Origin of the sequence: Shewanella hafniensis (assembly GCF_019655335.1) — a bacterium.
Classification (GTDB): Bacteria; Pseudomonadota; Gammaproteobacteria; order Enterobacterales; family Shewanellaceae; genus Shewanella; species Shewanella hafniensis.
This window is the reverse complement of the sequence record NZ_BPFD01000019.1, coordinates 37,616-57,928: the sequence shown is the minus strand read 5'-3', so window position 1 is coordinate 57,928 and position 20,313 is coordinate 37,616. Positions and strand designations below refer to the sequence as shown.

Here is a 20,313-nt window from a genome sequence, read left to right as displayed (position 1 = left end):
CTATGATAAAGTTGAAATTAATGGGAATGGCAACACTCTTATGTCTATCGACAACCGCGACGGCATCGCAAATTTCGGCCTGTAATCAGGATGCAAACTCGCAAACTTGCCAAAGCTATCTTGAAGGGATAGTGGATGGCGCTTTGATGTTTAAATCTAATTCCTTAGGGGCGAGATTAGAAACTAATGGTTATGAATCGAGGGCACTTAAGTATCGCGGTGGTAAACGTTTCCAAGAAGCGAATCGAACCTATTGCGCCGAACGTATTCCTGAACGTAACGTTTTAGTTTCAGGAGTCACTGAAGCGGTAAGTCTGGGGAATGCTGCCGATTTGGAGCAGTTACAAGGCATAGTTACTAACTTGCTCGACTGCCAGCGTTTAAAGTAACTTGACTGGGAATCATCAGGTTTTTAATCATCTGATTTTAAACTATCGAGTTTAAAATAACACAGTAACCCCCTCAGCGCTTTGGCGTTTGAGGGAGCATTAACAGCGGGTTAGCATGCTGCACTTGAATTATAACCACTTGTATTATTTTTGGATGATTAAGAAAAAGGGCTCAGTCGCGAAGGCGGCCGAAGCCCTATGTTTAACGCCGCAAACGATAACAGGGCAAATTCGTGCCTTAGAAGATAGGTTAAACGGCAGTCTGTTCAAGCGAGTCGGGCGGACATTGGAGGCGACAGAGTTAGGTGAATTGGTGTTTCGCTACGCCGATAAGATGTTTAGCCTTAGCTATGAAATGCTCGATTTACTTAATTATCAAAAAGCGGATGCCATGTTATTCGAGGTGGGTATTGCCGATGCCTTATCTAAAGCTTTAGTCAGCCGAGTTTTATTATCTGTAGTGCCTAATGACAATTCTATGCACTTAGCCTGCTATGAGGCTACTCACGAAAGCTTAATGGCACGTTTGCGCGAGCATAAATTGGATATGATCCTCTCCGATTGCGCTGGTGAATCACTTAAGTATCCTGAAATCTTATCTAAAAAGTTGGGCGAGTGTGGTGTGAGTTTTTTCTCCGCTGATACTTATAGCGCTGATTTTCCTGCTTGTTTAGAGCAAGGCCAGCTATTAATTCCCGGCCGCAGAACCTCACTTGGACAGCAGTTATATCGCTGGTTTGACGAGCAAAATCTTAAAGTCAGTATCTTGGGCGAGTTCGACGATGCGGCCATGATGAAGGCCTTTGGTTACCTTAAACGGGGGATTTTTGTCACGCCGTCGATTTATCGCCAAGAAGTGATTTCCCATGGGATGAATTTGCTCGGTGAAACTACCGATGTGAAAGAGGAATACCATGTGATGTTTGCTGAGCGTATGATCCAACACCCTGCGGTAAAGCGTTTGTTGGACACAGATTTCAGCGATCTCTTTGCGGGACGCGATATGCAAGTAAAACAATGCTAATTTTGTGAGCCAATGTGAAGGGTTAATCGACACTTTAGTCAGTGAACTGATAGACTAATGCCAAATCTGTGTTGGGAGAAATACCTTGGAATTAATGAACATAGCAAGGGTTCGCTGGGCATGCCGCCGTGGGATGCTGGAATTAGACGTCTTGCTTCAACCTTTTGTTGAAAACTTCTATCAAGAAATGTCCGATGAAGATAAAACCGTGTTTATCCGTTTGTTGGAATGTGAAGATCCAGAATTGTTTGCTTGGTTTATGGGCCATGAAGTGTGCCCTGATACTGAACTGGCTCGTATGATAGTAAAAGTCCGTGGAAGACCGGCACCATAGTTTCAGCGTAAAAACCTCTTTCGACCAACGACTCTCGTTGGTCGTTTTTATTTGTGTCTGTTCTAGCTCATTTTTGTTCTGGCCTCAAAGTGATAATTTCGCCTTATCCCTGCTTAAATATCTGTTTATCGCGCTGGTTTGTATCTTCTTGCTGTCGCAGTTGTGGCGACTGCAGCAGTGGCGTTTAGATTTTGTGCTGAGTGATAAAGGTGAGGGACGTTTAGCAACGGGGGAGCACTTTAAGGTATTAAAGCGCACTTGGGTGACACCCTTTGTATGTTTGATGTATATCGAAGTGGGTACTCAGCTGCGGCTCTTGATGGTTTGGGCGGATATGTTAGACGATACTGACTATCGGCATTTATGTCGGCTGTTACTGCGGGCTAAAATAAAACAGACTAAACCTCATAACGAGGTTTAGTCTGTTTTCAGCAAGCCAAATAAGAACCTAAACCTATAAACACATAAGCGGTTACTTTTCTGGTAGTAAAATTGTTGGGCGCGGCGCGTCTAATTTCTCAGGGTGATCGATATTAAAATGCAAACCACGGCTTTCTTTACGCTCCATGGCACAGCGAATAATTAATTCGGCCACTTGCACTAAGTTACGTAATTCTAGCAAGTTATTGCTAACCCTGAAGTTACTGTAATATTCCTGAATTTCTTGCTGTAACATCAGGCAGCGGCGCAGTGCTCGCTCCAGACGTTTATCTGAGCGCACAATCCCAACGTAGTCCCACATGAATAACCGCAGTTCGTGCCAGTTATGGGCGATGACCACTTCCTCATCCGAGTTCGACACTTTACTTTCATCCCATGCTGGAATTTGTCCCGGGATTTGAATTTTATGCAGTTGGCTTTCTATGTCCTGTGACGCCGCACGGGCAAACACTAAACATTCGAGTAACGAGTTACTCGCCAGACGATTGGCGCCATGTAAGCCCGTATAGGCGACTTCACCAATAGCATAGAGACCATTGAGATCCGTCTGACCGTGCATATCTGTCATTACACCACCGCAGGTATAGTGAGCAGCAGGTACCACAGGAATCGCATCTTTAGTGATATCAATCCCCAGCTCTAAGCAACGGCTATAGATGGTCGGAAAATGCTTCATCACAAAGTCAGCATCTTTATGGCTGATATCCAGATACACACAATCGGCACCGAGACGTTTCATCTCATAGTCGATGGCGCGGGCAACGATGTCACGGGGAGCGAGTTCAGCGCGTTCATCAAAGTCCGGCATAAAGCGGCTGCCATCAGGACGACGCAGATAAGCTCCTTCACCACGCAGGGCTTCGGTGAGTAAGAAGTTGCGCGCATCTGCGTGGTACAAACACGTCGGATGGAATTGGTTGAACTCCATATTCGCCACTCGGCAACCTGCACGCCATGCCATGGCAATACCATCGCCGCTAGCGACATCGGGGTTAGAGGTATATTGATAAACTTTAGAACTACCGCCGGTCGCTAACGCAACAAACTTGGCCTTAACGGTTTCGACGTGTTCTTCGTTGCGATTCCACACATAAGCGCCTAACACTCGATTTCCTGGGCGATTTAATTTACGGGTGGTGATAAGGTCGATGGCGTTATAGCGTTCTAAAACTTGAATATTGGGGTGGGCGAGTGCACGCTCTTGTAGCGTGGTTTGCACTTCTTTGCCTGTGGCATCGGCAGCGTGCAAAATACGTCTGTGGCTATGGCCGCCTTCACGGGTTAAATGGTAAGGTGCATCTTTTGCATTGCCGTCTGTGGTTTCTTCTTTATCGAAGGCGACGCCACATTCGATCAGCCATTGCATTGCACTCTTAGCATTTTCAGCGGTAAAGGTGACGACGTCTTTGTCGCATAAACCCGCACCTGCAATTAATGTGTCTGCAACATGGGATTCGATAGTGTCACTTTCGTCGAAGACGGAGGCGATACCGCCTTGGGCGTAGTAAGTCGACCCTTCCGAGAGTGGGCCTTTTGAAAGCAGAATTACTTTTGCTTTTTCAGCAAGATGCAAAGCTAGTGTCAGACCTGCGGCACCGCTACCTATGACTAATATGTCAGATTGGTGTTCAACTACTTGTTTCATCGGGTATCATGATGTGACTTGAGAGTGCCATCTATGGTAAACCAACTCACGGATTATGGGTACTTTCCTTTTAACCTTACTTTTTTTATATAATTTCAGAACTTTTTCAAAGTACGCGAGTCTACTTAAGTGAATATGATTCGAGCGACTGAGAAATCAGCATTTTAGATTTAGGAGAAGTCGGCTCGGATGAGTGGACAATTAAGTGATCAACAATTAGTTGAGCGCGTACAACAAGGTGATAAAAACGCTTTTAACCTGTTAGTGCTTAAATATCAAAGTAAAGTCATTAGCTTGATATCCCGTTATGTACGGAACCAAGCGGACGTTGCCGATGTCGCACAGGAAGCGTTTATCAAAGCTTATAGAGCTTTGCCAAACTTTCGCGGTGAAAGTGCATTTTATACTTGGTTGTACCGCATCGCAGTAAACACTGCGAAGAATTATCTCGTATCACAGGGGCGTAGAGCGCCCGCGAATGATGTTGATGCTGAAGATGCCGAATATTATGAAGGTAGTGATGCGCTTAAGGAGTTCGCCTCCCCAGAACGGCTATTGTTATCGGAAGAAATCAAAAAAGTGATTTTCGATACCTTAGAGACACTGCCTGAAGAATTACGAATGGCCATCTCATTGCGTGAACTCGATGGTATGAGTTACGAAGATATCGCCATAGTCATGGATTGCCCCGTAGGGACCGTAAGATCGCGTATCTTCCGAGCTCGAGAGGCAATCGATAAAAAGCTCCAGCCGTTGCTGGAAGCCTAAATTCTTATTTTAAGAAACCCTTATATTTAGACAGGTGAAAAATGGATAAATTAGGTCAAGAATGGGTATCTGCCGCAGTCGATGGAGAGACTGATGCGCAGACCATGGCAGAGTTATCTGCTGATACACATTCACATGATAAATGGCATAACTATCATATGATAGGCGATGCCATGCGTGGCGAGTTGCCGCAGAATATTGTGTTAGATCTCTCTGCTAGCATTGCCGCCGCCATTGAGCTTGAGCCAGCGATAGTTGCGCCTAAGCATCATGCGTCTAACGTTGCTGCACCTGTTACGCCGCAAATTGCCGCCAATGCGCAGCAAAGCCGCGTTGTACCTTTATTTAAGCAATTTGGTCAATATGCCATTGCTGCGACGGTTGCCATGTTTGCGATTGTGGGGGTGCAGAATTACAATCAGAGCGCCGATGATGCCGCGTCACCATCGCCCGTTTTGATAACCAGACCGTTGATTGGTAGCGCATCACCAGTGAGCTTACAAACGGGGCCAGTTCAACAGAGCCAAGGCTATACTAATGATCAGGTGAACGAGCAGCGTCGCCGAATTAATACTTATATCCAAGATCATATGTTGCAACAACGATTGAATACCGGTGCGGTTGTAGAGGACAATACCGAGGTCATACCCGTTCCGGTCAATCAATAACGAGGAGTTAGCTTGCGTCTAATCCTGTTGGCTTTATTAGCCTTGGTCTTTCCTGCAACCGCGCAGGAAGACATGCCTGCCAAAGCTTGGCTCGAGAAAATGAGTCAGGCTTTACGAGAGAAAGAGTTTAAAGCATCGATTATTCAACTGCAGGCCGATCATATTCGGCCTTTGGTTTACCTGCACGGCAAGGTGAATAATCAAGAAGTTGCCTTTCTAGAATACCTTAACGGTCCACCCAAAAATGCTGTGCGTGTTGGCAATCGTGTTACCTTTATTGAGCACGACGAGCCTGCATACAGTATTGTTTCTAATCATATTCAAGGTGTTTGGCCTGCCGCTTTTTCTGCCAATATGGCGGATTTAGAAGTGGGTTATCAGTTTGTGCTTGGTGGTCGCACCCGTATTGCTGGGCGCCCGGGGCAAATGATCCGCCTGTTGCCCAATGATGAATTCCGTTATGGCTTTCAAATTTGGCTCGATATGGAAACTTATCTGCCGCTGCGATACGACATGCTGACTCAAGATAAGCAATTACTTGAGCAGATCATGGTGATTGAACTTATCGAATTCAGCGAGCCGCCAGCCATTTTGCAAGAAGCCTATAAGCAAGAATGGCCAGCAGTTATCGATCAGGCCGAGCGCCAAGACGGCCAAAATTGGCAATTTGCTTGGTTACCCGCGGGCTTTACTGTGGTAGTGCGCGACCACCATAGATTAATTGGCAGTCACGAAGCGGTGGAATACATAGCACTGACCGATGGACTGGCAAATATTTCAGTTTATGTTGCGCGAGCTGGGGCGAGTCCATTGCCCGAAGAATTAATTACTCGTAACGGCTTGTCGCTAGTTTCAGAAAAAGTCGGTAATGCCGAAGTGGTTGCAGTGGGTAAAGTGCCGACACAAACCCTAACTCGCATTGCTAAAAGTCTGACGCTAGAGTAGGACGCCGATTATGATGGAAGAAATTGCCAGAGTCGTCGCCAGTGATAGCCAAGGCTGGTTGACGGTTGAAGTCGAACTTAAGAGTACCTGCAAGAGCTGCAGTAACAGTGAGTCTTGCGGGACCTCTGCTGTGGCTCAGGCTTTCTCCTCGAAAACTCAGCAATTTTCGATCCAGAGTGACCGCCGCTGCGAGGCAGGTGAGTTACTAAAATTAGGACTTCCCGAGAGCGTGATCCTCAAAGCGGCGGCATTAATCTATTTAATGCCGCTGTTTGGTTTGTTTGTTGGCGCAGCATTAGGACAATTTTTAGGCCAGTTACTTGAGTTTAATCCTAACCTAGGTGCCATGGGCTTTGCGGCCGTTGGTGCCTTGCTTGCATGGTCTTTTGGTAAGCAACAGGCCAAACGCTTAGAAGTCGATGCTCAACCTGTGATTTTGGCCTATTTGGGTATGAGCATCAATTTGCAAGAATTAACTTAATAATTTCAGTGCCTTATTTTTAATTAAAAAACAGCTAACTGCGGTTTTGGGCGTTGTTTTATCTGTCTGTCTTAAGTCGGAGTGAATGTGATTGGTATTGAAACCGCAATCAGGTACAATTTCGCTCCTTTGAACCGTATCCATTTTCAGTATTAGTCATTGCAGCATAATGAAACAAATTAGAAACTTCTCAATTATTGCCCATATCGACCATGGTAAATCGACGCTATCAGATCGTCTTATTCAGGTTTGTGGCGGTTTAACCGACCGTGAAATGGATGCTCAAGTTTTAGATTCGATGGATCTAGAACGTGAGCGTGGTATTACGATTAAGGCACAAAGTGTCACTTTGGATTACAAAGCCAAAGATGGCCTAGTCTATCAACTCAACTTTATTGATACCCCAGGTCACGTTGACTTCTCCTATGAGGTCTCGCGCTCATTAGCAGCCTGTGAAGGCGCTTTGCTGGTGGTTGATGCGGGTCAGGGCGTTGAAGCTCAGACATTGGCAAACTGTTATACCGCGCTGGATATGAATCTAGATGTGGTCCCCATTTTAAACAAGATTGACTTACCACAAGCCGATCCAGAACGTGTTGCTGCCGAGATTGAAGATATCGTCGGTATCGATGCCATGGATGCTGTGCGTTGTTCGGCTAAAACCGGTGTCGGTGTCGACGAGGTTTTAGAAGTCATTGTTGCCAAAATTCCACCGCCAGAAGGCGATCCTAACGCACCATTGCAAGCCTTGATCATCGATTCTTGGTTTGATAACTACCTAGGCGTAGTGTCGTTAGTGCGCATTAAACACGGTAGCCTGAAAAAAGGTGACAAGTTTAAGGTGATGTCTACAGGACAAAACCATACTGCGGATCGCGTCGGTATTTTCACCCCAAAACAAACTGATAAAACCGAACTTAAAACCGGTGAAGTTGGCTTTGTGATTGCGGGTCTGAAGGAAATTCACGGCGCGCCTGTGGGCGATACATTAACTCTAGCCAAAAACGGTGCTGAAAAACCGTTACCTGGCTTTAAGAAAGTAAAGCCACAGGTATACGCTGGCGTATTCCCTATTTCTACCGATGAATATGAAAACTTCCGTGATGCGCTGAACAAACTCAGCCTGAACGATGCGTCATTATTCTTTGAACCTGAAAGTTCATCGGCACTCGGTTTTGGTTTCCGCATTGGCTATTTAGGCCTGCTGCACATGGAAATCGTCCAAGAGCGTTTAGAGCGTGAATACAACCTAGAGTTGATCACTACTGCGCCAACCGTAGTGTACGAAGTGGTGATGACCAACGGTGAAACGATTTACGTTGATAACCCGTCTGATTTGCCAGCGATTAACAACATCGAAGAAATGCGTGAGCCGATTGTTGAGGCCAACATTTTAGTGCCAAAAGAATACTTAGGTAACGTGATTACCTTGTGTATTGAAAAACGTGGCACGCAAGTGAACATGGTTTACCACGGTAACCAAGTGGCTGTGACTTATCATCTGCCAATGGCGGAGGTGGTCATGGACTTCTTCGACCGTTTGAAATCCACTAGCCGTGGCTATGCGTCACTCGAATATAACTTTATTCGTTTCGATCCCGCTGACATGGTGCGTTTAGATATTCTCATCAATGGCGACAGAGTCGATGCTTTGGCTATGGTTATCCATAGATCCAACATTCGTCACCGTGGTTTAGCTTTAGTCGATAAGATGAAAGAGCTTATCCCGCGTCAGATGTTTGATATCGCGATTCAAGCGGCTGTGGGCAGTCAAATTATTGCCCGTTCAACCGTGAAAGCCCTGCGTAAAGACGTAACGGCTAAATGTTATGGCGGCGATGTTTCTCGTAAGAAAAAACTCTTAAATAAACAAAAAGAGGGTAAGAAACGGATGAAGCAAGTGGGTAACGTTGAGGTGCCACAGGAGGCATTCTTAGCGGTACTTAAGCTAAACGAGTAATCGTTAGCATAGAAATGACAATTTAGTTGACTATTGCGCCGCTGTTTGCGGCGCTTTAGTTAGGTTATCGTATTGGTTTATCACTTTGGTTTACCAAGGTCGAATACGGTAAGTTAACTAAAGTATGATATTCGCTGAGTTAGGCACCTTTAAATGATTTTAAAGCAGGAGTTCAATAAGCAATGGCAGCGTATTTTTCCATTATTCTAGTGCTAATCACCCTGATCTCGGGACTTATTTGGTTAGTCGATGTACTCGCATTCGCCCCTAAGCGTCGTGAGAATTTAGCGTTAGCCAAGGCCTCGCAAGCGACGTTAACCGAAGAAGCTGAGTACCAAATCATCCGTGAGTCGACCATAGTCGAAACCGCGCATTCTATTTTCCCTGTGATTGCCTTTGTGTTGATCCTGCGTTCATTCATTTATGAACCATTTCAAATCCCATCGGGTTCTATGATGCCTACCCTCTTAGTGGGCGACTTCATTCTGGTAGAAAAATTCAGTTATGGGCTTAAAGATCCCGTATGGCGCACTAAACTGGTTGAAACTGGCGAGCCAAAACGCGGTGATGTGATCGTGTTTAAATACCCTGAAAATCCGCAAATTGACTACATCAAACGTGTTGTCGGTTTACCGGGTGATAGAATTATTTACCGTAATAAGCAGTTGATGATCCAGAAGGCTTGTGGCGTTGAGCAAACAGCTTGCCCAGAACCACAAGTTATCGCCCGTACTGAAATCAGCCGTGGTGATTATAGCCAAGATGGCGTGCCATTACTTCGTTACACTGAGCAACTGGGCGAGGTCGCCCACGATATTTTGATCAACCCAAGTCGTCCCGACATGCTGGGATATTTTAAGCGCGAAGGTAATTTACCCGCGGGTGAGTTTTTAGTACCTGAAGGCCATTACTTTGCCATGGGTGATAACCGCGATAACAGCACCGACAGTCGTTTCTGGGGCTTTGTGCCAGAAGAAAACCTTGTTGGTAAAGCGGTAGCGATTTGGATTAGTTTTGAATTTGACCGTTCAAAAGCCGACTTCCTCCCAACTTGGGTGCCAAGCGGTGTGCGTTTTGAGCGTGTAGGTGGAATTAAATAGCATGGAACCGATTAAAAATTTGCCACGTTTGTGTCGTACTTTAGGTTATGAGTTCAAGAATATTGAGCTGTTGACTCAAGCGCTGACCCACAGAAGTGCGGCAAATAAACACAATGAGCGCTTAGAGTTTTTAGGTGATTCAATTTTATCTATTGTGATTTCTGATGCCTTATATCATCAGTTTCCGAAGGCGACCGAAGGCGATTTAAGCCGGATGCGCGCCACCTTAGTGCGCGGTGATACCTTAACTATCATCGCCCAAGAATTTAAGCTCGGCGATTATTTGTATCTCGGTCCTGGTGAATTAAAAAGTGGCGGATTTAGACGCGAGTCGATTCTTGCCGATGCAGTTGAAGCCATTATTGGCGCCGTTTACCTTGATTCCGATCTCGAAGTTTGCCGTGCATTACTGTTGAAATGGTATGCCGAGCGTTTGGCCGAAATCCAACCTGGGATCAGTCAGAAAGACGCTAAGACATTACTGCAAGAACATTTACAAGGGTTTAAAAAGCCGCTACCTGATTACCAAGTAATCAACATAGAAGGCGATGCCCACGATCAGACATTTACCGTTGAATGTCGTATTGAAGACTTGAGCCAAAGCGTCATTGGTGTGGCGAGTTCACGCCGAAAAGCCGAGCAAATCGCGGCCGCTCAAGTATTGGAGTTACTAAAGAAATGACCAAAAAAACAGACTTGTCAGGTATCGATGCTGCAAAAGCGGCAACTGAGCCGAGTTTAGATGAATTACTGGCAAGGATGAATGCGGCCGCGCCAACGCCGTCGGCCCATTACGATGTCACTTATTGCGGCATGGTAGCGATTATTGGTCGCCCTAACGTCGGTAAATCGACGTTAATCAACCGTTTGCTTGGTCAGAAGGTGAGTATTACTTCTAAAAAGCCGCAAACGACGCGCCACCGTATCATGGGTATTCATACCGATGGTCCTAAGCAAATCGTGTTCATCGATACACCAGGTTTGCACATAGAAGAGCAGCGGGCGATTAACCGCTTGATGAACCGCGCAGCGGCCAGTTCACTTGCTGATGTGTCTATGGTGATTTTTGTGGTTGATGGCATGACCTGGACCGCTGATGATGAAATGGTGCTCAGCAAATTACGCCGTGGCGGTGAAGAACGTCAGACAATTCTGGCGATCAATAAAGTCGACAATATCAAAGACAAAGAATCACTGTTCCCCTATTTGGAAGAAGTCGCCAAAAAATATCCTTTTGATGAAATCTTGCCGATTTCAGCCAGCAAGGGGACCAACGTCCAGCGAATTTTAGAGCTGGCTGCGGCATCAATTCCTGAGGGACCTTTCTTCTTCCCTGAAGATTATGTTACCGACCGTTCGCAACGTTTTATGGCGTCAGAAATCGTGCGTGAAAAACTGATGCGCTTCTTAGGTGATGAATTACCCTATGATGCGACAGTTGAAATCGAACAGTTCAAGATGATGGAAAATGGCGTTTATCAAATCAATGCCCTGATCCTCGTTGAGCGTGAAGGTCAAAAACGTATGGTGATTGGTAGCAAGGGCGAACGTATTCGTACTATTGCGACTCAAGCCCGCTTAGACATGGAAACCTTGTTTGATAATAAAGTCTTCCTCGAAGTGTGGGTGAAAGTGAAATCTGGTTGGGCCGATGATGAACGCGCCCTGCGTAGCTTAGGTTACGGTGACGATTAAGTATTAATTCTATCGAGCGCGCTTACCGATGAAACGTGGCTATGTTCTGCATCATCGTCCATATCGTGAGTCCAGTGTCTTAGTTAACCTTTTAGTTGACGGCATTGGACGGGTCGATGTGGTTGCCCGAACCGGCAGCGGTAAGCGCTCTATCAAGAGTATTCTCCAGCCCTTTCAACCGCTGATCTTCGAATTTAGCGGTAAGTCTGAATTAAAAACCTTAACTCAAGTCGAAGCCGCAGCGCCTGCTGTGCCTCTATCAGGCCAAAGTTTGTTTGCTGGCATGTATATCAATGAGTTATTGGTTCGCACTTTGTCTGTGCAGCACAACGCCGAAGAGTTGTTCCTCATTTATCATCAAGCTTTAGTCGGCCTTGCCGCGAAGTTTTGCCAATCCCAACTGCGTTATATTGAGCTTGCCTTGCTGCGGGAATTAGGTTTTATGCCGTCGCTTAGCCGCGATACTCAAGGTGAACCACTGGTTGCTGAAGATTATTACCAGCTCGTGCCTGAGTTAGGCTTTCAATTTGTGCTCAATTCCCGTGCGCGTAACGCCTATCAAGGCGCCATGTTGACGGCGCTTAACGATAATCAACTCACCGACGCACATTTTTTGAGCGCTAAGTTGCTGATGCGCTCCCTGTTAACGCCATTACTTGGTACGAAACCTCTACTGAGTCGACAATTGTTCGTCAGCACTGCCGTACCAACTAAGATAGATGGGAATAATTCGCCCTAGCTCCTGTTTTTTAGCGTGAGCCTAAGTACAATAGGCCGCAATATCAGCGTTAAACATTAAGGAGTTCCCGATGAGCCGTATCTTATTGGGCGTGAATATCGACCATATTGCTACTCTGCGCCAAGCCCGTGGCACCAGTTATCCTGATCCTGTGCATGCCGCCGCCATTGCTGAACATGCTGGCGCCGATGGCATCACTATCCATTTGCGTGAAGACAGACGCCACATCATAGACCGCGATGTATATCTGCTGGCAAAAACCTTGAAAACCCGCATGAATTTTGAATGTGCAGTGACTGAGGAAATGCTTAACATCGCCTGTGACATTAAGCCGACCTATGTTTGTTTAGTGCCAGAAAAGCGCCAAGAAGTCACGACTGAAGGCGGTTTAGATGTGGCGGGGCAGTTAGATAAAATCACTGCAGCGGTCACTCGTTTAGCGGCTGAGGGCATTCAAGTCTCTTTATTTATCGACGCCGATAAAACTCAAATCGATGCCGCCGTTGCGTCAGGCGCACCGCTTATAGAAATCCACACTGGCTGTTATGCTGATGCGAAAACGGAAGCAGAAGAAGCCACTGAGCTAGCGCGTATCAGCGAAATGGCCAAATACGCCCATGGCAAAGGTTTAGTGGTTAACGCGGGTCATGGTTTGCATTATCACAACGTGAAACCGATTGCGGCGATTCCTGAGTTATATGAACTCAATATCGGCCATGCGATTGTCGCCCGTGCCGCCATTGACGGTTTAGCGACAGCAGTAAAAGACATGAAAGAGTTAATGCTTGAAGGTCGTCGAGGCGAATAATGGCGATTGTCGGCCTAGGCACAGATATCGTTGAGATTGAGCGGATTCAGGCGCATGTGGCGCGCGCAGGCGATAAGCTGGCGAAACGTGTGCTGACCGAGGCTGAGTTGGCCATTTATACTGGCCATAGTCAGCCAAGCCGTTATCTTGCCAAGCGTTTTGCCGCCAAAGAAGCTGCAGCCAAAGCGCTCGGTACGGGCATTGGCCGCGGCGTGTCGTTTCAGCATATTCACATTGGTAATAATGCTGATGGTGCGCCGACGATTCACTTTACTGAAGGGGCGCTTGCGCGCTTACAGCAGCTTAAAGCGGCGATTGGACATATCTCTATTGCCGATGAAAAATCCTATGCGATTGCGACGGTAATTATAGAGTCTCAATAAATCCGAGTTTTGTGTTTGTCGTCTATCAAGAAGGAACCTCAGGGTTCCTTTTTTCATTTCTGGGTGGGTATCAAAATAAGTGCCAAATCAGTGAATGCAACAATTTATTTACTTTTGCTGTTCAGCTTAATTGTTTTACGTTAGTTTATGGCTTGCGCCTCTCAATTTGGCGCAGGCAAGAGCAGGGGCAAATGAAGAGGAACCCAGAATGAAATCCGCCGCAGAGCAGTTATCGACCTACAAAAGTGTGCACTTAAATCAGCGTAATATTCAGACCCATTTTATTGGTATCCCACTGATTATTTGGTCTGCTTTCCTGTTGCTGGCCACTGTACGTATTCCGCTGGGCAGTCTGGGTGAGACCAGTTTAGCCGTGATTGTCGGCGTGTTAGTGTCGGCCTACTATGTCCGTTTGCACTTAAGGCTTTCAATGGGGCTCATATTATTTATGGTTCCTGTGCTGCTCACAACTGAATGGGCGGCGCATATCGCCGGTGCCACTTGGCTTGCCCTAGGGGTATTTGTGGTGGGCTGGGTGTTTCAGCTAATCGGCCATCAATATGAAAAAGCTAAGCCTGCTTTTGTGGATGATTTGAATCAGTTACTAATTGGGCCATTTTTCTTAATGGCGGAAGTGTATTTTATGTTTGGCCTAGAAAAGGCGCTCAATGCCCAGATAACGCCGATGGCGATTGAAAAACGCCGCGCATTGGAGGCGAAAAAGGTTTAACTCGTTACATCACTTGGGAAAAGTATTGCTCGGGGGAGCAGTCGGCCGAACGACATATTAATATGTCGTTCGGCCGAATTTTTATGGGGCAAATCGAAAGCTAAGCTCTGGGCGGGTGATAATGCAGCGGAATGATGCGCACGGTTTTAATCATATTTTCAGCCACATCGATGATCTCTAAAGGATACCCAGCTAAACGTAAACTGGTGTTCGCTGAGGGGATTTCCTCTAGGTATTCTAGGATCAGACCGTTGAGGGTCTTAGGGCCGTCGGTCGGGAAGTTCCACTTCATTTCTTTATTCAAATCACGAATGGTAATGCTGGCATCGACTAAGTAACTGCCATCTTGCTGCACTTTAATATCTTCACTCGGCGTGGTTAACATTGAGGTGGTAAAGTCGCCGACAATCTCTTCGAGAATATCTTCGAGCGTCACTAGACCTTGAATATCGCCATATTCATCAACCACTAAGCCGATGCGCTCTTTGTTCTGCTGAAAGTTAGCCAGTTGCACATTGAGTGGCGTACCTTCAGGCACAAAGTAGAGTTCTTTCACCGCGCGCAGCAGAGATGACTTGCTGAATTGCTCTTTCGATTGTAATCGCAGGGCATCGCGCAAATGAATAAAGCCCACCGCATCGTCAACTGTGTCGCGATAAACTAACACTCGGGTGTGCGGGCTTTGGATCACCTGGCGATTGATGACTTTAAATTCGTCATTGACGTTAATCCCGTAGATATCCGAGCGCGGCACCATAATGTCTTCAACGGTGACTTTCTCTAAATCTAGGATAGATAACAGCATTTCTTGGTGACGTTGGGGGATAAGTGCCCCCGCTTCATGTACGACAGTGCGTAACTCTTCTTGGCTTAAGGCATCGCTACTATTAACGGTTTTAATTCCCATCAAACGTAAAAAACCTGACGTGATGAGGTTAACGCCTTTCACTAAGGGCGCTAATAGGATTAACAACCAGCGCAGCAGTATGCTGGAGGGGAAGGCGATACGTTCTGGATTGAGTGCGGCTATGGTTTTGGGGGTGACTTCAGCAAATACCAGTACAACGAGTGTCAGCACACCGGTAGCGATGGCGACACCTAAGTCCCCCCAGAGGCGCATACCAATAATAGTGGCGATAGCCGATGCTAAAATATTGACTAAGTTATTGCCGATTAAGATCAAACCAATCAAACGGTCAGGACGCTCAAGCAACTTCAAAGCTCTAATCGCCCCTTTATGGCCATTACTGGCTAAGTGGCGTAGACGGTAGCGGTTGAGTGTCATCATGGCGGTTTCTGAGCCTGAGAAATAGGCAGAGAATAGGATAAGCACTAGTAAAACGATCAGGAGTGCGCTTGTCGATATAGCGTCCAAAAAAGGCTCCAATGTGGCCAGTAAACTTAAGTAAATACCGACATTTAAAAAAAGTGTCAAGTCGGCAGCGGCATTAACTGCCTTTGCCGACTAAATGTTTAGTTGAGGATTAACTCTTTGACGATGCGCGCGCCAAAATAAGCGAGCGAAAGTAAGGTGGCGCCAGTCAGAGTATAAATGACCGCGGTACGAATTTTACAGCCGACCCAATACTGTTGCCACAACATTGTAATGTATACAAACCAAGCCATTATCGACAGAATGGCCTTATGACCTTTGCCGTCTGCAAACATGTCTTCAAGGAAGATAAAGCCGGTTGCGAGTGACAAACTGAGTAAGATAACGCCGATAATCACTAAATGATAAAGTTGTTTCTCAACTGTCATCAGCGGCGGAATGCCAGGGCTTAGCATAAATTGTTTTTTCTTCAGCTTATTCTGGATCATCGCCAGCTGTATCGCATACAGGGCGGCAATCATCAGGGCACTGTAGGCCATGAGTGACAAGACGACATGGGCTAAAACTTCAGGATAAAGCTCAAAATGCGTGATGAACTTAGGCGGCAATAACCAGAGCAGGGCGACCGATAGCACAGAACAGGCGTAAACCACGGGCACTACAACAATCACCTTCAGCCTGAACATTAATATTGTAAAAGTGAAAGCGATAATCCAGTTTACTAAGGAAATCACGTTCGTCAGGCTAAAGTTTTGCCCATCGGTGGTGAAAATCACTTGGGATAATGCTGCAGCATGCAGAATGACCGCAATAGCTGCTATACCTGCGACGGCGCGGCGATTCGGACCGTCGGGGTGGAACAATCGACTCGTCACTAGTACCAATGCAATGCAATAAAAAAACATGGCTGAGGCAGAAAAGATGACCATGGGTAATTAACCTATTTGTGTAGTTAAAGGTGCCTTATAAACGGGGCATACAGATCAATATTTTCCCTAGAATAACATGAGCCGTCGGCAAATGGGCAGTGACATGAGTTGCAAAATTTAGCAGATTCTTATTGTTAGGGTTAAATAGTGTGTTAACGACAATAAAACATGACTCAGCGCAAGTAAAACACTTAACCACAATCAAGATGGGTGCAGCAGTAGCATAATGCGCATGCATCGTTATAATACAGCCCATCAATCGAGATTCTTAAAGGTATAGAACAGGACGATGTTTGAGAACCTAACCGACAGACTGTCACGCACACTGAAAAATATCAGTGGCCGTGGTCGCTTAACTGAAGAAAACGTTAAGGAAACCCTGCGCGAAGTGCGTATGGCACTGCTGGAGGCCGATGTTGCCCTGCCTGTGGTGCGCGAATTCGTTAATAATGTAAAAGAACGTGCCGTTGGCCAAGAAGTCTCTAAAAGCTTAAGCCCAGGTCAAGCCTTTATTAAGATAGTTCAAAGTGAACTTGAAAAATCCATGGGTGAGGCGAATGAAGCCCTAGATTTAGCCACTCAGCCGCCAGCTGTGATTATGATGGCGGGTCTGCAAGGTGCGGGTAAAACCACCAGTGTGGCCAAACTGGGTAAATTTTTACGCGAACGCCATAAAAAATCGGTATTAGTCGTCAGTGCTGACGTTTATCGTCCCGCGGCGATTAAACAGCTTGAGACGTTAGCGCAAGAAGTTGCGGTGGAGTTTTTCCCATCGGACGTTAGCCAAAAGCCAATCGACATTGCGAAAGCGGCGATTGCCCACGCTAAATTAAAGTTCATCGATGTGGTTATTCTCGATACCGCGGGTCGTCTGCACGTCGACGAAGCCATGATGGATGAGATTAAAAGCTTACACGCTGCGGTTAAGCCTATCGAGACCTTGTTCGTTGTTGATGCTATGACAGGTCAAGACGCGGCGAACACAGCCAAAGCCTTTAACGAAGCGCTGCCGCTCACCGGTGTGATTTTAACTAAGGTCGACGGTGATGCTCGCGGTGGTGCAGCGTTATCGATTCGCCACATTACGGGTAAGCCGATTAAATTCCTCGGTGTCGGTGAAAAGACCGACGCGTTAGAGCCTTTCCATCCGGACCGTATTGCCTCGCGTATTTTGGGCATGGGCGATGTGTTATCGCTTATCGAAGAAGTTGAGCGCGGCGTCGATAAAGAAAAGGCCATGAAGCTGGCTTCGAAAGTGAAGCAGGGTGGCAGTTTCGATTTAGAAGATTTCCGTGAGCAGTTACAGCAAATGAAAAACATGGGCGGCATGATGAACATGCTAGAAAAACTGCCCGGTGTCGGCCAATTGCCCCCAGAAGCCCTAGCGCAAATCCAAGACGGCAAGATGACAGGCCAAATGGAAGCCATCATTAATTCGATGACGTCAAAAGAGCGTAAGAACCCTGATTTAATCAAGGGCTCACGCAAGCGTCGTATTGCTGCGGGTTCTGGCACGCAAATTCAAGACGTAAACCGTTTATTGAAACAGTTTACGCAAATGCAAAAGATGATGAAAAAAATGTCCGCTAAGGGCGGCATGCAAAAAATGATGCGCGGAATGCGTGGCATGATGCCGCCTGGAATGAAATTTCCAGGTCGTTAATCGGACATTTTTAGTTAAACTTAGCACTTTATCAGTCGGTTGACTCTGGCAACAATGAACTGCTAACTAAGGATGCAGGCGTAATAATCGCCATCTTTGGTTGCATTAGTTGGAAACTCAGGTAAAATCTTCCGGCTTTCTATCTGGGACTCTTCGCGAACACGGGGTTCCAGTTTTTATTTTTGCTTCAAAGCAAATCATTAGAGGATTGAAAACGCATGGTTACCATTCGTTTAGCTCGTGGCGGCGCAAAAAAGCGTCCATTTTACAACATCGTTGTTGCTGATAGCCGTAACGCTCGTGACGGTCGTTTCATTGAGCGTGTAGGTTTCTTCAACCCATTGGCCCGTGGCCAAGAAGAAACTTTACGTTTAGACCTAGCTCGCGTTGAGCACTGGGTTTCTAACGGTGCAGCTGCTACAGAACGTGTAGCAAAACTGATCAAAGACGCTCGTAAAGCAACAGCTTAATAGCGTTAAGGTATAGATTGATGAGCAGTAACCAACAGCCAGTCGTACTGGGGAAATTAGGCTCCTGTCATGGCATTAAAGGTTGGCTGAAAATCACCGCCTATACCGATTCTGTTGAAGGTATCTTTGACTATTCACCTTGGCTTATTAAAGAAAATGGTGAATGGCGCGAAATAAAGGTCACCCAGTGGCGTTATCAAGGTAAGGCCGTTGTTGCCTTACTTGATGGCGTAGAAACACGGGAGCAAGCGCAAATGCTCACAAATTGTGAGATTGCGATTTTGCCGGAACAGATGAACGATTTGCCAGCAGATGAATTCTACTGGCGTGATCTCATAGGTTGCGAAGTGGTCAACACAACTGGCTATAACATGGGGATTGTCGATCAGATCGTGGAAACAGGATCGAACGACGTATTACTCGTTAAAGCCAACGCTAAAGATAGTTTCGGCAAAGTGGAACGTATGATCCCCTTTGTCCCTGAGCAGTTCATCAAAACGGTGGACCTGCAAGGTAAACAGATTTTAGTGGATTGGGATCCTGACTTCTAAGTCGAGGTACAACAGATGTGGTTAGGGGTAATAACCCTGTTCCCAGAGATGTTCCGTGCCGTGACAGACTTTGGAGTTACGGGTCGAGCCGTGAAAAACGGCCTGCTCGAGTTGCACATGTGGAATCCCCGTGATTTCACCCATGATAGACACAATACGGTAGATGACAGGCCTTACGGCGGTGGTCCCGGAATGTTGATGATGGTGCAACCCTTGCGTGATGCCATCCATGCAGCGAAAGCTGCAGCGGGTGAAGGTGCGAAGGTGATTTACTTGTCACCTCAAGGACGCAAGCTGGATCAGCAAGGCGTCACTGAGTTGGCTCAATCATCACGTTTGATTTTGGTCTGTGGTCGATACGAAGGTATTGATGAACGCATCATTCAAACGGAAGTGGATGAAGAGTGGTCGATAGGGGATTACGTGCTTTCGGGCGGCGAATTACCGGCGATGACTCTGATAGATTCAGTATCGAGATTGGTTCCTGGCGTGCTAGGAAAACAAGCTTCGGCGGAGCAAGATTCTTTCTCCGACGGTTTACTGGATTGTCCACATTACACTCGCCCTGAAAGCCTAGATGGTCTTGACGTACCGGCAGTGCTGCTAAGTGGCAACCACGAACAAATTAGACTCTGGCGTTTACAGCAAAGCCTTGGTAGGACTTTACTGAGACGGCCAGAATTATTGCAAAATCTAGCTCTGACTGACGAACAAACGACTCTATTAGCGCAGTTCGTTGAAGCAATGAACAAGCATGCTTAGTCGTAGCTCAGTTAATTCTAGAACGGAGTAAGTTATGAACAACATCATTAAAATGCTCAACGATGAGCAAATGAAACAAGACGTACCTGCGTTTGGTGCTGGTGATACAGTAGTCGTTCAGGTTCGTGTTAAAGAAGGCGATAAAGAGCGTTTACAGGCTTTTGAAGGCGTTGTAATTGCTAAGCGTAACCGTGGTCTGCACTCTGCATTCACAGTACGTAAAATCTCTAATGGCGAAGGTGTTGAGCGTGCTTTCCAAACGCACAGCCCACTGATCGCTAGCATTGAAGTTAAGCGTCGTGGCCGCGTTCGTCGCGCCAAACTGTACTATCTGCGTGATCGTTCAGGTAAATCTGCACGTATCCGTGAGAAGCTGGCAACTAAGTAATAGTTACCGCTACAGAAAAAAAGACGTAGTGTTCGCACAGAAAACCGCCCTAGTGGCGGTTTTTTGTTGCTGTTTTTTGAGTATTTATACTTGATCTAATGGAAATG

Annotated in this window: 24 protein-coding genes; 21 read left to right on the top strand and 3 right to left on the bottom strand. The window is 46.4% G+C overall.

Annotated features, from left to right (window positions below; genetic code table 11):
* The first annotated feature begins 2 nt into the window (after positions 1-2).
* From K5Q99_RS08150 to K5Q99_RS08135, 4 genes are all read left to right on the top strand, one after another.
* Positions 3-389, top strand: coding sequence for a hypothetical protein (locus K5Q99_RS08150; RefSeq protein ID WP_220776564.1), 387 nt, complete (start codon positions 3-5; stop codon positions 387-389).
* A 115-nt stretch (positions 390-504) separates the two neighbouring features.
* Complete coding sequence (nhaR, locus tag K5Q99_RS08145; RefSeq protein ID WP_220776563.1) at positions 505-1,413, top strand: transcriptional activator NhaR; 909 nt, start codon at positions 505-507, stop codon at positions 1,411-1,413.
* Between the two features lie 85 nt (positions 1,414-1,498).
* Positions 1,499-1,747: an FAD assembly factor SdhE gene (locus K5Q99_RS08140; RefSeq protein WP_028760829.1), complete on the top strand. Its 249-nt coding sequence runs from the start codon at positions 1,499-1,501 to the stop codon at positions 1,745-1,747.
* Complete coding sequence (locus tag K5Q99_RS08135; protein ID WP_220776562.1) at positions 1,728-2,168, top strand: protein YgfX; 441 nt, start codon at positions 1,728-1,730, stop codon at positions 2,166-2,168. Before K5Q99_RS08140 ends, K5Q99_RS08135 begins: the two co-directional genes overlap by 20 nt.
* 51 nt (positions 2,169-2,219) lie before the next feature.
* Here K5Q99_RS08135 and nadB read toward each other — a convergent pair whose 3' ends face one another.
* Positions 2,220-3,833, bottom strand: coding sequence for an L-aspartate oxidase (gene nadB, locus K5Q99_RS08130; RefSeq protein WP_168823426.1), 1,614 nt, complete (start codon positions 3,831-3,833; stop codon positions 2,220-2,222).
* A gap of 189 nt (positions 3,834-4,022) precedes the next feature.
* Here nadB and rpoE point away from each other — a divergent pair, with 189 nt between their 5' ends.
* From rpoE to K5Q99_RS08070, 12 genes are all read left to right on the top strand, one after another.
* Positions 4,023-4,601 carry an RNA polymerase sigma factor RpoE gene (rpoE, locus tag K5Q99_RS08125; RefSeq protein ID WP_220776561.1) on the top strand — a complete coding sequence of 193 codons (579 nt, stop codon included), beginning with the start codon at positions 4,023-4,025 and terminating at the stop codon, positions 4,599-4,601.
* A gap of 41 nt (positions 4,602-4,642) precedes the next feature.
* Complete coding sequence (locus tag K5Q99_RS08120) at positions 4,643-5,269, top strand: sigma-E factor negative regulatory protein (RefSeq protein WP_220776560.1); 627 nt, start codon at positions 4,643-4,645, stop codon at positions 5,267-5,269.
* A gap of 12 nt (positions 5,270-5,281) precedes the next feature.
* Positions 5,282-6,214, top strand: a complete 933-nt coding sequence (locus K5Q99_RS08115; RefSeq protein WP_220776559.1) for a MucB/RseB C-terminal domain-containing protein — start codon at positions 5,282-5,284, stop codon at positions 6,212-6,214.
* Positions 6,215-6,224: 10 nt separating this feature from the next.
* A complete protein-coding gene (locus tag K5Q99_RS08110; RefSeq protein WP_220776558.1) occupies positions 6,225-6,695 on the top strand; it encodes a SoxR reducing system RseC family protein in 471 nt (156 codons plus the stop codon).
* Positions 6,696-6,864: 169 nt separating this feature from the next.
* Positions 6,865-8,655 carry a translation elongation factor 4 gene (gene lepA / locus K5Q99_RS08105; RefSeq protein WP_220592334.1) on the top strand — a complete coding sequence of 597 codons (1,791 nt, stop codon included), beginning with the start codon at positions 6,865-6,867 and terminating at the stop codon, positions 8,653-8,655.
* 182 nt (positions 8,656-8,837) lie between these two features.
* Complete coding sequence (lepB, locus tag K5Q99_RS08100) at positions 8,838-9,755, top strand: signal peptidase I (protein WP_220592335.1); 918 nt, start codon at positions 8,838-8,840, stop codon at positions 9,753-9,755.
* A 1-nt stretch (position 9,756) separates the two neighbouring features.
* Positions 9,757-10,437 (top strand): ribonuclease III, encoded by a 681-nt coding sequence (gene rnc / locus K5Q99_RS08095; protein ID WP_012088603.1) that lies wholly within the window; start codon positions 9,757-9,759, stop codon positions 10,435-10,437.
* Complete coding sequence (gene era, locus K5Q99_RS08090) at positions 10,434-11,450, top strand: GTPase Era (RefSeq protein WP_220776557.1); 1,017 nt, start codon at positions 10,434-10,436, stop codon at positions 11,448-11,450. The genes rnc and era overlap by 4 nt, the downstream gene beginning before the upstream one ends.
* A 28-nt stretch (positions 11,451-11,478) precedes the next feature.
* Entirely contained in the window at positions 11,479-12,189 is a 711-nt protein-coding gene (gene recO / locus K5Q99_RS08085) for a DNA repair protein RecO (protein WP_220776556.1), read from the top strand.
* A gap of 70 nt (positions 12,190-12,259) precedes the next feature.
* On the top strand, positions 12,260-12,997 hold the full coding sequence (gene pdxJ, locus K5Q99_RS08080; RefSeq protein ID WP_220776555.1) for a pyridoxine 5'-phosphate synthase: 738 nt from the start codon (positions 12,260-12,262) through the stop codon (positions 12,995-12,997).
* Positions 12,997-13,380: a holo-ACP synthase gene (acpS, locus tag K5Q99_RS08075; RefSeq protein WP_220776554.1), complete on the top strand. Its 384-nt coding sequence runs from the start codon at positions 12,997-12,999 to the stop codon at positions 13,378-13,380. Before pdxJ ends, acpS begins: the two co-directional genes overlap by 1 nt.
* 208 nt (positions 13,381-13,588) lie before the next feature.
* Complete coding sequence (locus tag K5Q99_RS08070; RefSeq protein WP_063884539.1) at positions 13,589-14,110, top strand: Mpo1 family 2-hydroxy fatty acid dioxygenase; 522 nt, start codon at positions 13,589-13,591, stop codon at positions 14,108-14,110.
* A 100-nt stretch (positions 14,111-14,210) separates the two neighbouring features.
* Here K5Q99_RS08070 and K5Q99_RS08065 read toward each other — a convergent pair whose 3' ends face one another.
* Both K5Q99_RS08065 and K5Q99_RS08060 read right to left on the bottom strand, forming a co-directional pair.
* Entirely contained in the window at positions 14,211-15,485 is a 1,275-nt protein-coding gene (locus tag K5Q99_RS08065; RefSeq protein WP_106651789.1) for an HlyC/CorC family transporter, read from the bottom strand.
* Between the two features lie 98 nt (positions 15,486-15,583).
* Complete coding sequence (locus tag K5Q99_RS08060; RefSeq protein WP_220592342.1) at positions 15,584-16,372, bottom strand: cytochrome C assembly family protein; 789 nt, start codon at positions 16,370-16,372, stop codon at positions 15,584-15,586.
* 289 nt (positions 16,373-16,661) lie between these two features.
* Between K5Q99_RS08060 and ffh the strand changes: the two genes are divergently transcribed.
* The 5 genes from ffh to rplS all read left to right on the top strand — a co-directional run bounded on the left by ffh (position 16,662) and on the right by rplS (position 20,206).
* A complete protein-coding gene (ffh, locus tag K5Q99_RS08055; protein ID WP_106649860.1) occupies positions 16,662-18,035 on the top strand; it encodes a signal recognition particle protein in 1,374 nt (457 codons plus the stop codon).
* Positions 18,036-18,253: 218 nt separating this feature from the next.
* The gene (gene rpsP, locus K5Q99_RS08050) at positions 18,254-18,505 is read left to right on the top strand and encodes a 30S ribosomal protein S16 (RefSeq protein ID WP_006080788.1); all 252 of its coding nucleotides are present in this window, start codon (positions 18,254-18,256) and stop codon (positions 18,503-18,505) included.
* A gap of 20 nt (positions 18,506-18,525) precedes the next feature.
* Positions 18,526-19,056 (top strand): ribosome maturation factor RimM, encoded by a 531-nt coding sequence (gene rimM, locus K5Q99_RS08045; RefSeq protein WP_006080789.1) that lies wholly within the window; start codon positions 18,526-18,528, stop codon positions 19,054-19,056.
* Between the two features lie 15 nt (positions 19,057-19,071).
* The gene (trmD, locus tag K5Q99_RS08040; protein WP_219253012.1) at positions 19,072-19,818 is read left to right on the top strand and encodes a tRNA (guanosine(37)-N1)-methyltransferase TrmD; all 747 of its coding nucleotides are present in this window, start codon (positions 19,072-19,074) and stop codon (positions 19,816-19,818) included.
* A gap of 34 nt (positions 19,819-19,852) precedes the next feature.
* Complete coding sequence (gene rplS, locus K5Q99_RS08035; RefSeq protein ID WP_006080791.1) at positions 19,853-20,206, top strand: 50S ribosomal protein L19; 354 nt, start codon at positions 19,853-19,855, stop codon at positions 20,204-20,206.
* Positions 20,207-20,313 lie beyond the last annotated feature (107 nt).

Excerpts from the sequence above, each read along its gene's own strand:
- K5Q99_RS08150 (WP_220776564.1), top strand. The coding sequence starts at position 3 with ATGATAAAGTTGAAATTAATGGGAATGGCAACACTCTTATGTCTATCG.
- nhaR (WP_220776563.1), top strand. The coding sequence starts at position 505 with ATGCTGCACTTGAATTATAACCACTTGTATTATTTTTGGATGATTAAG.
- nadB (WP_168823426.1), bottom strand. The coding sequence starts at position 3,833 with ATGAAACAAGTAGTTGAACACCAATCTGACATATTAGTCATAGGTAGC.
- rpoE (WP_220776561.1), top strand. The coding sequence starts at position 4,023 with ATGAGTGGACAATTAAGTGATCAACAATTAGTTGAGCGCGTACAACAA.
- K5Q99_RS08120 (WP_220776560.1), top strand. The coding sequence starts at position 4,643 with ATGGATAAATTAGGTCAAGAATGGGTATCTGCCGCAGTCGATGGAGAG.
- K5Q99_RS08110 (WP_220776558.1), top strand. The coding sequence starts at position 6,225 with ATGATGGAAGAAATTGCCAGAGTCGTCGCCAGTGATAGCCAAGGCTGG.
- lepA (WP_220592334.1), top strand. The coding sequence starts at position 6,865 with ATGAAACAAATTAGAAACTTCTCAATTATTGCCCATATCGACCATGGT.
- lepB (WP_220592335.1), top strand. The coding sequence starts at position 8,838 with ATGGCAGCGTATTTTTCCATTATTCTAGTGCTAATCACCCTGATCTCG.
- rnc (WP_012088603.1), top strand. The coding sequence starts at position 9,757 with ATGGAACCGATTAAAAATTTGCCACGTTTGTGTCGTACTTTAGGTTAT.
- era (WP_220776557.1), top strand. The coding sequence starts at position 10,434 with ATGACCAAAAAAACAGACTTGTCAGGTATCGATGCTGCAAAAGCGGCA.
- recO (WP_220776556.1), top strand. The coding sequence starts at position 11,479 with ATGAAACGTGGCTATGTTCTGCATCATCGTCCATATCGTGAGTCCAGT.
- pdxJ (WP_220776555.1), top strand. The coding sequence starts at position 12,260 with ATGAGCCGTATCTTATTGGGCGTGAATATCGACCATATTGCTACTCTG.
- acpS (WP_220776554.1), top strand. The coding sequence starts at position 12,997 with ATGGCGATTGTCGGCCTAGGCACAGATATCGTTGAGATTGAGCGGATT.
- K5Q99_RS08070 (WP_063884539.1), top strand. The coding sequence starts at position 13,589 with ATGAAATCCGCCGCAGAGCAGTTATCGACCTACAAAAGTGTGCACTTA.
- K5Q99_RS08060 (WP_220592342.1), bottom strand. The coding sequence starts at position 16,372 with ATGGTCATCTTTTCTGCCTCAGCCATGTTTTTTTATTGCATTGCATTG.
- ffh (WP_106649860.1), top strand. The coding sequence starts at position 16,662 with ATGTTTGAGAACCTAACCGACAGACTGTCACGCACACTGAAAAATATC.
- rpsP (WP_006080788.1), top strand. The coding sequence starts at position 18,254 with ATGGTTACCATTCGTTTAGCTCGTGGCGGCGCAAAAAAGCGTCCATTT.
- rimM (WP_006080789.1), top strand. The coding sequence starts at position 18,526 with ATGAGCAGTAACCAACAGCCAGTCGTACTGGGGAAATTAGGCTCCTGT.
- trmD (WP_219253012.1), top strand. The coding sequence starts at position 19,072 with ATGTGGTTAGGGGTAATAACCCTGTTCCCAGAGATGTTCCGTGCCGTG.
- rplS (WP_006080791.1), top strand. The coding sequence starts at position 19,853 with ATGAACAACATCATTAAAATGCTCAACGATGAGCAAATGAAACAAGAC.